The organism is Pseudomonas azotoformans (genome assembly GCF_900103345.1).
GTDB lineage: Bacteria > Pseudomonadota > Gammaproteobacteria > Pseudomonadales > Pseudomonadaceae > Aquipseudomonas > Aquipseudomonas azotoformans.
Genome location: NZ_LT629702.1, coordinates 6,160,798 through 6,174,347 on the forward strand (window position 1 = coordinate 6,160,798; position 13,550 = coordinate 6,174,347).

The window sequence follows — 13,550 nt, forward strand, 5'->3', positions numbered from 1 at the left end:
CCAGGACACTTGTATGCCCGACACGGTTGTTTCCATTTACCAGGCGACGCTGACATTCGCGGTCGCTGCCATCGCCCTGCTGGCCAGCCCAGGTCCGGCCACGCTGGCGCTCGCGGCGAGCGGTGCCGCTTATGGCATGAAGCGTTCGGTTGCGTTTTTCCTGGGCATTACGTTGGGCCTGGTGGTTGCCATGACAGTGGTGGGCACGGGCCTGTATGTGGTGCTGCACAGCTTTCCGGTAGTGGCGACGGTACTGACCGGTATTTCCATTCTGTATATTTTGTCGCTGGCCTATCGCATTGGCACGGCGCCGCCCATCAAGGATGAACAGGCTGTCGTTTCGCCTGGCTGGGGCGCGGGGTTTGTGCTGGGAGCCGCCAACATCAAGGCGTATGCAGCGTTTGCGGCGTTGTTGGGCAGTTTCACCCTGGGCACTGCGCCAGCCTGGGAGCAAGCTGCCAAGGCATCGATCTGCCTGTTGGTCTGTGTGGTGTTCGACTTCTTGTGGCTATTGGTGGGCAGCAAGTTGCGCAAGTTGTTCATCCATCCCACTTGGAGTCGTGTACTTAACGTAAGCTTCGCGCTTTTGATGATAGCGACGGTCGCCTGGTCGTTCACGCTGACGCAGTAGCGCTATCGGTGGAAAGACGTTTGATCATTTCCGACCGAGGATAAACCCATGTTAGGGACCGTTTCTGCATTGGTGTTGCTGCTGGTAGTGCCCGGCCCGACCAACACCCTGTTACTGCGCGCAGGGGTGTTGTTTGGCTTCGCAGCCTCCTGGCGCCTGGCACTCATCGAGTGCCTGGCCTATCTGCTTCAAGTGTCGGTGTGGGGCGGTGCTCTGCTCTATATTGCCGCCTGGTCGCCATGGGCTGTCAAAGCCACGCAACTGGTCGCAGCCGCTTACCTGCTGTATCTCTCCTGCATGCTGTGGCAGCGCAAGAACAGCGTGGCCAGCCCGACCTGTGACCGTTTTTCAGGGCCCTATTTCTTTTTGCTGACGGTGATGAATCCCAAAGGCTTGCTGATTGTTTCGTTTATCGCGCCGATGGATGCTTTCGTGACGCTACAGGGTTATGTGGCTTTCATGAGTACGCTGGCGTTGGTCATCTTACCCGTGGGGGCTGCGTGGATTCTGTTCGGCAGTCGGTTCGCGGGAATTCGAGGAAACTGGCTGACCCCGCTGAAGATCAATCGGGCAACCTCCATCGCGATTGGCTGTTTTGCGGCGATCATGGTGGGGCGGCTTGCGGATTCAGTGATGCATTAGGATCGCTCCCCATTGCAGGGAACGATCCTTTCAGGGCATTACAATGCGCCGAACACCTTCTTCGCCAGGCTGGTGGCCGCCGCCGCCGGGTTCTCACGAATGGTTTCTTCCTGCTTGGCAATCATCTTGAACAGGCCGTCCAGTGCCTGCTCGGTCACATAGTTCTCGACATTGGCGCTCTTGGCGTCCACCGCACCGAAAGCCGCAGCCTTGCCGGCCAGGGCATTGTACTGCTGAGCTACGCCGACCTTGTCGGTAGCGGCCTTGACGATGGGCAGGAACTTGGCGCGGATCTGTTCACGGCTGCTTTTGTTCAGGTACTGGGTGGCGGAATCCTGGCCGCCGCTGAGGATGCCCTTGGCGTCGGTCACGCTCATGTTCTTCACGGCGTTGACCAGAATCGGCTGGGCCTGGGTCACGGCGGTTTCAGCGGCCTTGTTCATGCTGGTTTCCAGCTGCGTGACCTGGTCACCCATGCCGAACATTTTCAGCTTGTCGGCGACTTTGCCCAGCTTGCCTGGCAGGCCGATCTTCACTTCCGGGTTGTTGCTGAAACCACCAGGTACACCCAGTTGCTTCACGGCGATCTGCGCGCCTTGGGTCAGGGCGTCCTTGAGGCCGCCGCTGGCATCGCCCTGGGACAGGCTGCTGAGGTCCAGGGCCATGGCGTTGGCACCGAGCAGCAGGCCGGCACACAGGGCAGTCAGGCGAAGGGAGTTACGGAGCATGGACGCTTCCTTTTTATCGAATTCAGTGGGCCACCGCGTCAACGCGCAGACGCAATGGTTGAGGATCCTGACCATTGAGCTGCACAGCGTGCCGCTCGGTGGTGATAAACAGTAGCTTGCCATCCACTTCGATGCGAGCGCTCACCGAGTAGGTGTGGCCGGGTTTGACGTGCGCCGGGTCGTAGTTCAGGTGAAACGGCAGCGGCACCTGGCCTTTGACCGGGCCTTTCTGCTCGGCCAGGGTCACGGCCGGTGCATCTGCCAGGGAAACGTCTTGCAGGCTGACACTCAAGGTCGCGGTCGGCGGCAGGGCGATGCGTTGCAGGTAGAACACTTCGCCATCGAGGCTGGCCTTGGGCGTGGGGCTCATGGACTGGCAGGCTCCGAGCAGGGCGGTAAGGCCCAGGAGGATGATCTTTTTCATGGTACAGCTCCTTTTCAGCGGCGCCGGCATCCAACCGGCGCCTTCTTAAATCTAGCGGCTTTCTTCAGGTTCGACAGGTGCATCCGCTGCGCCATCCACACGATGCAACGCCACCTGGCGGATCGACAGGCGAATCTCCGCCGGCAATACGCGCTTGGCTGCGCCCTCGGCCAGTTCGCCGAGCAGGTCGTGGTAGCTCAACTTGCCAGCTTCATCACGGCGCAGCACATCTTGCTCCAGCAAGGTCTGGATGAAATGTCGGAAAAGGCTCTTGTCAAAGAATTCCGGGGCGTTGAGGCCATGCAGGATCGACAGGCGCTGGGCCATGATCGTGCACAGGTCTTCCAGCTCTTCGGCGCTGATGCTGTTCTGGCCGCTGTTGAGCAGCAGCGAAATCGCCATGTAGAAGCGTTGCAGGGTCTGGGCGATGCTCTTGGACAGCAACGTCAGCAACACAAAGTGCCGCGAACTCGGCGCCGGGCGCAGGTACACGTTGTTTTCGAAACGCAGCAGGCCTTGTTCGACAAAGGCTTCCAGCCACTGGTCGATCACGCTGTCGAGTTCTTCCAGCGACCAGCGGATAAACAGCTCCGATTGCAGGTACGGGTACAGCGCGTGGGTGTAGCGCTGGATCTGCTCGCGGCTCATCCGCGAGCTGCTCTGGAAGAAACTCGCCAGCAGCGCCGGCAGGGCGAAGATGTGCAGCACGTTGTTACGGTAGTAGGTCATCAGGACGGCATTCTGCTCGTCCAGGTACAGAATCTTGCCCAGGGCATCACTCTGCTCCGACAGCAGGTCCATGTCTTTGACGTGCTTGATCAGCGCCAGGCCATCGCCCTCGGGCAGCGTAGTGTGCGGCGAATACGGCACGCGGCGCAGCAGCGCCAGGTACAGGTCCAACTGGCGTGCCATGGCTTGTTCGTCCAGGGCCAGGCGCGTGGTGGACAGCAGCGCGAGGGCGACCAGGTTCACCGGGTTCACGGCGGCGGCTTCATTCAAGTGACGCGCCACCTGTTCGCCGAGGCGGTTGGTGGTCTCGTTGAGCCAGGCTGGCTTGTAGTTCGGGCCCAGTTCCTGGGCGCGCCAGTCCGGTTGTTCGCTGTCGAGGAATTCGGCCAGCTTGATCGGCTCGCCGAAGTTGACCGCGACCTGGCCAAAGCGCTGCTTGAGCGCGCCGACCACCTTGAAAATATCGAAGATCGACTCTTTCTTCTTGCTCGCACCGCGCAGCTCGCCGAGGTAGGTGCGACCTTCGAGCACGCGCTCATAGCCGATGTACACCGGCACGAACACGATCGGCATGCGCGAGGAGCGCAGGAAGCTGCGCAGGGTGATCGCCAGCATCCCGGTCTTCGGTTGCAACATGCGCCCGGTGCGCGAGCGCCCGCCTTCGACGAAGTACTCCACCGGGAAGCCTTTGGTGAACAGAGTGTGCAGGTATTCGTTGAACACCGAGGTGTACAGCGGGTTTCCCTTGAAGGTGCGGCGCATGAAAAACGCACCGCCACGACGCAGCAGGCTGCCGATTACCGGCATGTTCAGGTTGATCCCGGCGGCGATGTGCGGTGGGGTCAGGCCATTCTTGAACAGCAAATAGGACAGCAACAGGTAGTCGATATGGCTGCGGTGGCAAGGCACGTAGATCACCTCGTAGCCCTGGGCGACCTTCTGCACACCTTCGATGTTATTGACCTTGATGCCGTCGTAGATCTTGTTCCAGAACCAGCTCAGCACCACTTCGAGAAAGCGGATCGCGGTGTAGGTGTAGTCCGAGGCGATTTCGTTGCCGTAGCGCAACGCCTGGGCCTTGGCTTTTTCCGGGCTGATCTTTTCCCGTTCGGCCTCGTCGATGATGGCCTGGCGCACCAGCGGCATGTTGACCAGGCCCTTCACCAGATTGCGCCGGTGGGACAGATCGGGACCGATCACCGCCGTCTTCAGGTTACGAAAGTGCACACGCAGGATGCGCTGGGCCATGCGCACCGTGCGTTCGTGCCCTTTATTGTGCTCGATCAATTCACGCAGGTTGATTGGCGCAGAGAATTGCACGCGGGTCTTGCGACCCAGAATCAGGATGCTCAACAGGCGACGTAGACGCCCGGTGACCGCCCAACTGTCGGCAAACAACAGCTTCCACGGGCTGGACTCGCTTTCGGGGGACTGGCCCCAGAACACGCTGACCGGAATGATTTGTGCATTCTCTTCGGCGTGTTCGCTGAGGGTATCCACCAGGCGGGTCAGCGTGGGCGGTGCGCCGCGCTTGTCCTGGCGGCCGAGCCAGTCCGGCTCCGGGGTGAGGTAGAAGAATGCCGCCGGTTCCATCAGCGGGCCGACCGACACCGGCAGCACCGGGCGTGGCAGGCCGGCCTTGGTGCACTCGGCATCGACCACGGCCAATTCGGTGAGGGAGGGCGATTGCAGGACGTAGAACACCGGCCGGCTGCGGTCCAGGTTAAGGGTTAGGGACGACTGGTTGATCGTCTCCGAGCGAACCCAGAGGTACAACAGTCGGCGCAAGGTGCCAAACACTAGACGGCGGAACGGGGAGCGGGTCATAGGCGTGCTGCTTCAAGTGGAAAAAACCGAGCAGGCGCTCGGGTGGGTAGTGTGCCGTATTCGCCGAAAATCGGCAAAAAAGCAGCGAAGTAAACTTGAGTTGATCGTTTTTGAGCCTGTCTTATACTCGGCAGTTCAATGCGACTGACTCAACAATAAAAAACAGTGGGAGCAAAAACAGAATGGCAACGCGTGAAACCGGCAATGTGAAGTGGTTCAACGATGCAAAGGGCTATGGCTTCATTCAACGCGAAGACGGCAAGGATGTGTTTGTGCATTACCGTGCCATTCGCGGCGAAGGCCACCGCTCCCTGGCCGAGGGCCAGCAGGTGGAATACGCCGTGGTGACCGGCGAGAAGGGGTTGCAGGCGGAGGATGTGGTGGGGCTTTAGGACCACGCAAAACCAATGTGGGAGGGGGCTTGCCCCCGATTGCAGTGTGTCAGTCAGCTAATCTGTTGCTGATATACCGCTATCGGGAGCAAGCCCCCTCCCACATTTTGATTGGGTTCGCACATCAAGGGTTATGCGGTTTTCCAGGTGATCTGCTCTTCACCGTCCACGCTGATCCGAATCCAGGTGTCGGCGCTTTCTTCGCCTTCTTCCTCGACCCAGGTCCCCGGTGCACAACGCACTTCCACATTCAGTGCAGCAAAGGCAGCACGGGCGCAGGCAATGTCGTCGTCCCACGGCGTCTGGTCACTTTCCAGGTACAGGCTGTTCCATTTGCCGACGGCTTTGGGCAGCCAGGTGACCGGCACGTTGCCGGCCTTGCATTTGTAGGTCTGGCCTTTCTGGACCCAGTCGGTGCACGGGCCAAGGGCAGCGCCCAGCCAGGCGGCAATGGCCTTGTGGTCGACGTCGGCGTCCTTCAGGTAAATCTCGATATCGGGTTGGCGCATGGATGTTCCTCGTTGCGGGATTCGAAAATCCATTCGCGGATACTGGAAAGTTGTTTATTGAAGCACGAAATAGTCGTAGCGCATCGACACCGTGACCACCAGCGGCTCGGCCGCCTCGATCACGTGTGTACGGCGCTCGGCGCTGGCACGCCAGCCATGGGGCGTCATCGCCAGCAGGTTGGCGCGGTCCTGGGGCTCGGCCAGGCTCAGGGTGAATTCCAGCGTTTCGCTGTGCGCCAGGCTCATGCCGTCCGGCACCAGGGCCAGGTGTTTATCGTCGGTGTATTCACGCACTTCGTCGTACAGGCGCTCGCGCAGTTCCATCAGGTGGCCGCTGGTCGGGCCGACCTTCATCAAACCGCCGCCGGGGCTGAGCAGGCGCTTGGCCTCTTCCCAGTCCAGTGGGCTGAACACGCTGGCGAGAAACTGGCAGCTACCTGACGCCAATGGCACGCGGGCCATGCTGGCGATCAACCAGGTCAGCGCCGGGTTGCGCTTGCACGCACGCTTGACCGCTTCCTTGGAGATATCCAGTGCGTAGCCGTCGGCGTGGGGCAGGGCTTCAGCGATCTGTGCGGTGTAGTAGCCCTCGCCACAGCCGATATCGACCCAGCGCTGCGGCGCGCGCTCAGCGGCGAGTTCGGCCAGGCGCTTGGCCACCGGGGCGTAGTGCCCGGCGTTGAGGAAGTCGCGGCGCGCTTCGACCATGGCCAGGTTATCGCCCGGGTCGCGGCTGTTCTTGTGCTGCACCGGCAACAGGTTCAGATAACCCTGGCGCGCACGGTCGAAACGATGCCCGGCCGGGCACGCGACGCCATTGTCCACCGCATTGAGCGGGGCATTGCAAAGGGGGCAAGCGAGCATCAGGCGAGCAACTTGATCAGGGTCTGGTAGTAGATTTCGGTCAGCACATCGAGGTCGCTGGCGAGGATGCGCTCGTTGACCTGGTGGATGGTTGCATTGACCGGGCCCAGCTCGACCACTTGGGTGCCCAACGTGGCGATGAACCGTCCATCGGAGGTGCCACCGCTGGTGGACGCCTGGGTCTCACGCCCGGTGATCGCCTTGATGCTGGCGGATACCGCATCCAGCAGCGCGCCGGGTTCGGTGAGGAACGGCAGGCCCGACAACGCCCACTCCACGTGCCAATCCAGGCCGTGCTTGTCGAGAATCTGTGCAACGCGCTGCTGTAGACCTTCAACGGTGGACTCGGTGGAGAAACGGAAGTTGAACACCGCCGTCAGGTCACCCGGGATCACGTTGGTCGCGCCGGTGCCGGAATTGAGGTTGGAGATCTGGAAGCTGGTCGGCGGGAAGAAGGTGTTGCCGTCATCCCAGTGCTCGGCGGCCAGTTCGGCCAGGGCCGGCGCGGCCAGGTGGATCGGGTTCTTTGCCAGGTGTGGATAGGCTACGTGGCCTTGCACACCGCGTACGGTCAGGGTGGCGCCGAGGGAGCCGCGACGGCCGTTCTTGACCACATCGCCCACCAACGTGGTGCTCGACGGTTCGCCGACGATGCACCAGTCCAGGCGTTCCTTGCGTGCAGCCAGGCGTTCGATCACAGCCTTGGTGCCGTGGTGCGCCGGGCCTTCTTCATCGCTGGTGATCAGGAAGGCGACTGAGCCCTTGTGGTCCGGGTAGTCGGCGACAAAACGCTCCGAGGCTACCAGCATGGCGGCCAGGCTGCCTTTCATGTCCGCCGCACCACGGCCGCAGAGCATGCCGTTTTCGTCGATCAACGCGTCGAACGGGTCGTTCTGCCACGCCTGCACCGGGCCGGTCGGTACCACGTCGGTGTGACCGGCAAAGCACAGCACCGGGCCATCGTGCTTGCCATGGGTGGCCCAGAAGTTGTCCACGTCTTCGATGCGCATCGGCTCAAGCGCAAAACCGGCGTCGCCCAGGCGCTGCATCATCAGCTTCTGGCAATCGGCGTCGATCGGCGTCACCGAGGGGCGACGGATCAGGTCGATGGCAAGTTGAAGGGTCGGCGAAAGGTCGGCATGGGCCGTCATGGGGGAACTCCGGAATGCGTGTAATGGGCGCAGGGCGAATGTGGAATACAGAACTTGAAATGGCGAAATCCTAATGTGGGAGCGGGCTTGCTCGCGAATGCGGAGTGTCAGCTGCGCATGTATTGGCTGATACACCGCATTCGCGAGCAAGCCCGCTCCCACATAAGGCAATCGGCGCTTGCCTGATCCAACAAAACGGCCGTTATCTTATAGCAAAACGGCGGCCAGAGGCCGCCGTTTAGTGCATTGCGCAAGTTTTTACGCAGCCGGTGCGGGTTCCGCTGCCGCCGCCGGTTTCGGCAGCGAAGACAGGAACGCCATGACCAGCGCCGCCACATACGGTAGGGACTGCACCAGCAACATCACCACCCAGAAGCGGATGTCATTGCTCGGCAGGCCCTGCACCAGGTAGATCCCCAGCGCCGCGCCCCACAACAGCAGCATGATGAACATTTCTTCGCGGGCTTCGGAAATCGCCACCCAGAAGCCGTGGTTATCGGCGTTTTTCGGTGTACGGAAGAACGGAATACTGGTGGTGAAGAAGCCATACAGCACCGCCTTGGCGATGGTGTGGGACAACGCCAGGCCGGCCAGCGCCGCGCAGAATGCGTCCTTCAAGTTCACGCCTACCGCACGACGGTACAGGAAGATGATCTTGCCCACCTTGAACACGAACAGCGCCAACGGCGGGATCGCGAAAATCAGCAGCGGCGGATCGACCCGCGTCGGCACGATGATCATCGCCGCCGACCACAGCAGCGCGCCCACGGTAAAGAAGATGTTCATGCCGTCCGCCACCCACGGCAGCCAGCCCGCCAGGAAGTGGTAGCGCTGGCCACGGGTCAGCTCGGTGTCCTTGCCGCGCAACAGGCTTGCGGTGTGACGCTTGATGATCTGGATCGCGCCGTAGGCCCAGCGGAAACGCTGTTTCTTGAAGTCGATAAAGGTATCCGGCATCAGGCCCTTGCCGTAGCTGTCGTGGTAATACGCCGCCGACAGGCCTTTCTCGAACACCCGCAGGCCCAGTTCGGCGTCTTCGCAGATGCACCAGTCGGCCCAGCCCAGTTCTTCGAGCACCGAGCGACGGGTCATGGTCATGGTGCCATGCTGGATGATCGCGTCGCGGTCGTTGCGGGTGACCATGCCGATGTGGAAGAAGCCTTTATATTCCGCGTAGCAGAGCTTCTTGAAGGTGCTTTCGTTCTGGTCGCGGTAGTCCTGCGGTGACTGCACCACCGCGATTTTCGGGTCGGCGAAGTGCGGCACCATGTGCTTGAGCCAATTTGGCGAGACGCAGTAATCGGAGTCGATCACCGCGATCACTTCGGCATCCTTGGCGGTGTGCGGGATCAGGTAGTTCAGTGCGCCGCCCTTGAAACCGGCCAGGGGCGCGACATGGAAGAACTTGAAGCGCGGTCCCAGGGTTTCACAGTAATCGCGCACCGGCTCCCACACCGCCGGGTCCTTGGTGTTGTTGTCGATGATCAGGACTTCGTAATCCGGGTAATCGAGGGCAGCCAGGGCGTCGAGGGTCTGTTTGACCATCTCCGGTGGCTCGTTGTAGCACGGCACATGGATCGACACTTTCGGGCGGTAGTCCGAATCCCCCTCGACCGGCAGGAATTCACGCCGACGCTTGTGGGTCCAGACCGCTTCCGCCAGTTCATGGGCTTCAGTCAGCAGCACGATAAACACGCCCAGGGCGCCGAGGGCCAGGAGAATGCCCACGGTCACGCTGAACCAGGTGCTGTATTGCTGGCTGTAGTCGTAGCCGATCCACACCAGTACCGAGCCGCACAGGAATGCGATAAAGGTCAGGAAGGTACGGCCACGCTGGCGCAGGGCCGAGCCGTCAATCATCAGCAGGGTCAGCGACAGCAGCGCGAGCACCACTGAGCCGATGGCCAGCACGCGCCATTGCGGGATCGCGACAACTGGGCCTTCAAAGTTGAATTTCTGCTGGCGCGCGGCGTTGTACACGCCCCAGTAAGCGCCCGCCGAGCCTTCGTCGCTGACTTTCCACGGCTGATCGAACGCCTCGATCACGAAGTAGTTGTAGCCCTGGCGGTTCAGCTTGTTCACCAGCGTGCGCAGGTAAATCGCCTGGTCGGCCGGTGAGGTTTCGTTACCCCCGCGCATGCGGCCGTTACTCGGCCAGCCCACTTCCGACAGCAGCAGCGGCTTTTTCGGGAACAGTTTCTTCAAGTCCCTGGCACGGTCGAGTACGTATTGGCCGGCCTTGTCCATCGGGATGTATTCCCAGAATGGCAGGATGTGCGCAGCAATCAGGTCGACGTGCTTGGCCAGTTGCGGGTTCTTTTCCCAGATGTGCCACTGCTCGGAGGTCGTCACCGGTACTTTCACGGCGGCGCGCACCCGGTCCAGCAGCACAATCAGCGCCTCAGGGGTGATTTCTTCCCGGAACAGCGCTTCGTTACCCACCACTACCCGCACCACACTGCGCGAGCTGTTGGCGATTTCGATGGCGCGCTGGATTTCCCGCTCGTTGCGTTCCAGGTCCGGGCTGATCCAGATCCCCAGCGTCACGCGCAGGCCGAACTCTTCCGCCAGCTTGGGGATGTCCCCCAGGGTGCCGTCGACCGAGTAGGTGCGGATGTTGTCCGTCAGCTTGCTCATGATTGCAAGGTCTTGACGCATCTGGTCGTCGGTTGGGTACTGGTCTTTCTGTGGGAACTGGCCTTGTTGGAACGGCGAGTAGGAAAAACCGGAGATCTGTTCAGGCCAGTTGGGGGTGGTGACGGGGCGGTTGATCAGCGCCCAGAAGCCGGTGAACAGCGCGGCAATTGCCAGCACGATCACCAGGTTGAGTCCAAATTTACGCGATGCCATGGCTATTTCGGGTTCCAAAAGGTGTGGAACGAAAAGAGGTGTCGGCCTGCGCCGAACGGCGCGCATCCTACACCGGCCCTTCCCTGACCGTACAGCAAGCAGAGAAAAACCGGACATTAGTCAGCGAAAGGCCATCTTAGTTCTTAACTTGTAGCTTGAGGCTTCGAACTTGTCGCTGCGTAGCCCTATAATGCGCGCCGGTTTTTGGGGTAAAGGTCATGAGCACAGAAGATCCGCGGTTTGCAGGCGTTGCCCGCTTGTATGGCATTGAAGGCCTGGAACGCTTGAAAGCGGCCCATGTGGCGATCGTCGGCGTCGGCGGCGTGGGCTCCTGGGCGGCCGAAGCCATGGCCCGTTGCGGGGTGGGCGAGGTTTCGCTGTTTGACCTGGACGATGTCTGCGTCAGCAACAGCAACCGCCAGTTGCATGCCCTGGACAGCACCGTAGGCAAACCCAAGGTCGAGGTGATGGCCGAGCGCCTGCGCGGCATCAACCCGGACTGCACGGTGCATGCGGTGGCCGACTTCGTAACCCGCGACACCATGGCCGAATACATCACCCCCAACATCGATTGCGTGATCGACTGCATCGACGCGGTTAACGCCAAGGCCGCGCTGATTGCCTGGTGCAAGCGCCGCAAGATCCAGATCATCACCACTGGCGGCGCGGGCGGGCAGATTGACCCGACGCTGATCCAGGTGTGCGACTTGAACCGTACATTCAACGACCCGCTGGCCTCGAAAGTGCGCTCAACATTGCGTCGCGACTACGGTTTTTCGCGCACAGTGACCCGCCACTACAGCGTGCCGTGCGTGTTCTCCACCGAACAGCTTCGTTATCCCAAGCCGGACGGCAGCATTTGCCTGCAGAAGAGTTTTGTCGGGGATGGCGTGAAGCTGGACTGCGCGGGTGGGTTTGGCGCGGTGATGATGGTGACCGCCACGTTCGGCATGGTGGCGGCGACCAAGGCGGTGGACAAGATTGTGGCCGGGGTGCGTAGGCCGTCGGAGCGAGTCAAGCCCACTTAAATCTCGGAACCCTACACAATTCAAATGTGGGAGGGGGCTTGCCCCCGATAGCGGTGGATCAGCCAACTTGTTCAGTGACTGACACCCTGCAATCGGGGGCAAGCCCCCTCCCACATTTAGCTTTGTGTATGGCTGATTTCGCGCATGCGTTGCAGCACCGCGTTGAGGCCATTGCTGCGCGACGGTGACAGTTGACGGGAAAGCCCCAATTGATTGAACCAGTCGGGCAAGTCCACGGCCAGCAGCTCGGCAGCAGAAAGCCCATTGACCCGCGTCAGCAGCAGCGCCACCAACCCACGAATCATCCGTGCATCGCTGCTGGCGGCGAACTGCCAGTGGCCGTCCTGCAAACGCCCCACCAACCACACCAGGCTTTCACAGCCCTGTACCAGGTTGGCGTCGACTTTGTCCTCGGCGGCCAGGGCAGGCAGCCGTTCGCCCCACTGCATCAGCATCCGCGCGCGTTGTTCCCAACTGCCGACGGACTGAAAGGCTTCCAGCGCAGCAACCGCCTCCATCGGCAGGCTCATCGCAGCATATCCAGCGCCTGGTCCAGCGCTTCAAAGAAGCGTTCCAGGTCATCCGAATCGTTGTACAGCGCCAGAGACACACGGATCGCCCCTGACAAGTGCATCGCCTTGAGCAACGGCATGGCGCAGTGATGCCCGGCGCGCACGGCAATGCCTTGCTCGGTGAGCAAGTGCGCAAGATCAGCGTTATGCACGCCGTCGACGACGAAGCTGACCAACGCCACCAGCGGGGAGCCCAGCACCTGCACGCCATTACGCGCTTTGAGCCCACGCAACAGGTAGTCATGCAACGCCGCTTCATGGGCCACTACCGCCTGTTGGTCCAGCGAACTCAGGTAATCCAGGCTCGCCCCCAGGCCGATCACACTGGCAATCGGCGGGGTGCCGGCCTCGAAACCCAGCGGTGCCGGACGGAAACTGGCGCTGTGGTAGTCGGCCTGTTGCACCATCTCGCCGCCAAACTGCCAGTGGCGCAGGTGGTGCAGGGCTTCGTTGCGGCCAAACAGCACGCCGACGCCGTCCGGGCCGTACAACTTGTGGCTGGAAAACACGTAGAAGTCGCAGCCCAGGGCCTGCACGTCGTGGCGGCCGTGGACGATGCCCTGGGCGCCATCGACCACGGTCAGTGCGCCGTGGGCCTTGGCCGTGGTGATCAGCGCTTCCAGAGGCTGCCAGGCGCCGAGCACGTTGGATAACTGGCTCACCGCCAACAGGCGTGTGCGCGGGCCGATCAGCGCGGCGGCGGCTTGCAGGTCGATCACGCCGTCATCATTCAACGGCAGCACCACCAGCGTGGCGGCGCGGCGTTTGGCCAGTTGCTGCCACGGCAGCAGGTTGGCGTGGTGTTCCAGGGCGCTGACCACAATCTCATCGCCCGCATTGAATAAATGCTCAAGGCCGTAGGCCAAGAGGTTCAGCGCAGAAGTCGCGCCGTGGGTGAACACGATCTGCCCACTGTCGCCTGCATTCAACCACTGCGCGACCTTGCTGCGGCTGTCTTCGAACGCCTGGGTCGCATGGGCGCCGGGCAAGTGCTGGGCACGGTGCACATTGGCTGCGCCATTGGCGTAGTAATGGCTGATGGCATCCAACAGGGCCTGGGGCTTTTGTGTGGTGGCGGCGTTGTCCAGGTACGTCTGGTCTTGCCGTTGCAGGGTGGCGATGGCCGGGAAATCGGCGCGCCAGGGGGAGGGCACTAGCATGGGGTTCAAGACTCGTATAAGCGAGCCCCAGGGGCGGGGCCCG

13 protein-coding genes are annotated in these 13,550 nt (G+C 61.5%); 4 read left to right on the forward strand and 9 right to left on the reverse strand.

Translation table 11 applies throughout. The annotated features are described in order from the left end of the window. Nucleotides 1-13 precede the first annotated feature (13 nt). Both BLR69_RS27930 and BLR69_RS27935 read left to right on the forward strand, forming a co-directional pair. Nucleotides 14-631: a LysE family translocator gene (locus BLR69_RS27930; protein WP_071496955.1), complete on the forward strand. Its 618-nt coding sequence runs from the start codon at nt 14-16 to the stop codon at nt 629-631. Between the two features lie 48 nt (nt 632-679). Further along, nucleotides 680-1,273 (forward strand): LysE family translocator, encoded by a 594-nt coding sequence (locus BLR69_RS27935; RefSeq protein ID WP_071496954.1) that lies wholly within the window; start codon nt 680-682, stop codon nt 1,271-1,273. A 38-nt stretch (nt 1,274-1,311) separates the two neighbouring features. Here the strand turns inward: BLR69_RS27935 and BLR69_RS27940 are convergent, their stop codons facing one another. From BLR69_RS27940 to plsB, 3 genes are read right to left on the reverse strand one after another with little or no spacing between them, the layout of a single operon-like run. Then, nucleotides 1,312-2,001 (reverse strand): DUF4197 domain-containing protein, encoded by a 690-nt coding sequence (locus BLR69_RS27940; protein WP_071496953.1) that lies wholly within the window; start codon nt 1,999-2,001, stop codon nt 1,312-1,314. A gap of 22 nt (nt 2,002-2,023) precedes the next feature. After that, entirely contained in the window at nt 2,024-2,425 is a 402-nt protein-coding gene (locus BLR69_RS27945) for a YbaY family lipoprotein (RefSeq protein WP_071496952.1), read from the reverse strand. A gap of 51 nt (nt 2,426-2,476) precedes the next feature. Then, nucleotides 2,477-4,981 carry a glycerol-3-phosphate 1-O-acyltransferase PlsB gene (plsB, locus tag BLR69_RS27950; protein WP_071496951.1) on the reverse strand — a complete coding sequence of 835 codons (2,505 nt, stop codon included), beginning with the start codon at nt 4,979-4,981 and terminating at the stop codon, nt 2,477-2,479. Nucleotides 4,982-5,163: 182 nt separating this feature from the next. On the opposite strand from plsB, the gene BLR69_RS27955 reads away from it, so the two are divergent. Then, complete coding sequence (locus BLR69_RS27955; RefSeq protein ID WP_003219353.1) at nt 5,164-5,373, forward strand: cold-shock protein; 210 nt, start codon at nt 5,164-5,166, stop codon at nt 5,371-5,373. A 131-nt stretch (nt 5,374-5,504) separates the two neighbouring features. On the opposite strand, the gene BLR69_RS27960 is transcribed toward BLR69_RS27955, so the two are convergent. The 4 genes from BLR69_RS27960 to BLR69_RS27975 form a co-directional block, all read right to left on the reverse strand. Beyond that, nucleotides 5,505-5,882 carry a hypothetical protein gene (locus BLR69_RS27960; protein WP_058425300.1) on the reverse strand — a complete coding sequence of 126 codons (378 nt, stop codon included), beginning with the start codon at nt 5,880-5,882 and terminating at the stop codon, nt 5,505-5,507. A 54-nt stretch (nt 5,883-5,936) separates the two neighbouring features. Continuing rightward, on the reverse strand, nt 5,937-6,746 hold the full coding sequence (locus BLR69_RS27965; protein WP_071496950.1) for a putative RNA methyltransferase: 810 nt from the start codon (nt 6,744-6,746) through the stop codon (nt 5,937-5,939). Further along, nucleotides 6,746-7,897: a succinyl-diaminopimelate desuccinylase gene (gene dapE, locus BLR69_RS27970; protein ID WP_071496949.1), complete on the reverse strand. Its 1,152-nt coding sequence runs from the start codon at nt 7,895-7,897 to the stop codon at nt 6,746-6,748. The genes BLR69_RS27965 and dapE overlap by 1 nt, the downstream gene beginning before the upstream one ends. 258 nt (nt 7,898-8,155) lie before the next feature. After that, the gene (locus BLR69_RS27975) at nt 8,156-10,747 is read right to left on the reverse strand and encodes a glycosyltransferase (RefSeq protein ID WP_071496948.1); all 2,592 of its coding nucleotides are present in this window, start codon (nt 10,745-10,747) and stop codon (nt 8,156-8,158) included. A 218-nt stretch (nt 10,748-10,965) separates the two neighbouring features. Between BLR69_RS27975 and tcdA the strand changes: the two genes are divergently transcribed. Further along, nucleotides 10,966-11,775, forward strand: coding sequence for a tRNA cyclic N6-threonylcarbamoyladenosine(37) synthase TcdA (gene tcdA / locus BLR69_RS27980; protein ID WP_071496947.1), 810 nt, complete (start codon nt 10,966-10,968; stop codon nt 11,773-11,775). A gap of 116 nt (nt 11,776-11,891) precedes the next feature. On the opposite strand, the gene BLR69_RS27985 is transcribed toward tcdA, so the two are convergent. Both BLR69_RS27985 and BLR69_RS27990 read right to left on the reverse strand, forming a co-directional pair. Further along, on the reverse strand, nt 11,892-12,305 hold the full coding sequence (locus tag BLR69_RS27985) for a SufE family protein (RefSeq protein WP_071496946.1): 414 nt from the start codon (nt 12,303-12,305) through the stop codon (nt 11,892-11,894). Beyond that, nucleotides 12,302-13,507, reverse strand: a complete 1,206-nt coding sequence (locus BLR69_RS27990; RefSeq protein WP_071496945.1) for an aminotransferase class V-fold PLP-dependent enzyme — start codon at nt 13,505-13,507, stop codon at nt 12,302-12,304. The genes BLR69_RS27985 and BLR69_RS27990 overlap by 4 nt, the downstream gene beginning before the upstream one ends. Nucleotides 13,508-13,550: the final 43 nt, after the last annotated feature.

Excerpts from the sequence above, each read along its gene's own strand:
- BLR69_RS27930 (WP_071496955.1), top strand. The coding sequence starts at position 14 with ATGCCCGACACGGTTGTTTCCATTTACCAGGCGACGCTGACATTCGCG.
- BLR69_RS27935 (WP_071496954.1), top strand. The coding sequence starts at position 680 with ATGTTAGGGACCGTTTCTGCATTGGTGTTGCTGCTGGTAGTGCCCGGC.
- BLR69_RS27940 (WP_071496953.1), bottom strand. The coding sequence starts at position 2,001 with ATGCTCCGTAACTCCCTTCGCCTGACTGCCCTGTGTGCCGGCCTGCTG.
- BLR69_RS27945 (WP_071496952.1), bottom strand. The coding sequence starts at position 2,425 with ATGAAAAAGATCATCCTCCTGGGCCTTACCGCCCTGCTCGGAGCCTGC.
- plsB (WP_071496951.1), bottom strand. The coding sequence starts at position 4,981 with ATGACCCGCTCCCCGTTCCGCCGTCTAGTGTTTGGCACCTTGCGCCGA.
- BLR69_RS27955 (WP_003219353.1), top strand. The coding sequence starts at position 5,164 with ATGGCAACGCGTGAAACCGGCAATGTGAAGTGGTTCAACGATGCAAAG.
- BLR69_RS27960 (WP_058425300.1), bottom strand. The coding sequence starts at position 5,882 with ATGCGCCAACCCGATATCGAGATTTACCTGAAGGACGCCGACGTCGAC.
- BLR69_RS27965 (WP_071496950.1), bottom strand. The coding sequence starts at position 6,746 with ATGCTCGCTTGCCCCCTTTGCAATGCCCCGCTCAATGCGGTGGACAAT.
- dapE (WP_071496949.1), bottom strand. The coding sequence starts at position 7,897 with ATGACGGCCCATGCCGACCTTTCGCCGACCCTTCAACTTGCCATCGAC.
- BLR69_RS27975 (WP_071496948.1), bottom strand. The coding sequence starts at position 10,747 with ATGGCATCGCGTAAATTTGGACTCAACCTGGTGATCGTGCTGGCAATT.
- tcdA (WP_071496947.1), top strand. The coding sequence starts at position 10,966 with ATGAGCACAGAAGATCCGCGGTTTGCAGGCGTTGCCCGCTTGTATGGC.
- BLR69_RS27985 (WP_071496946.1), bottom strand. The coding sequence starts at position 12,305 with ATGAGCCTGCCGATGGAGGCGGTTGCTGCGCTGGAAGCCTTTCAGTCC.
- BLR69_RS27990 (WP_071496945.1), bottom strand. The coding sequence starts at position 13,507 with ATGCTAGTGCCCTCCCCCTGGCGCGCCGATTTCCCGGCCATCGCCACC.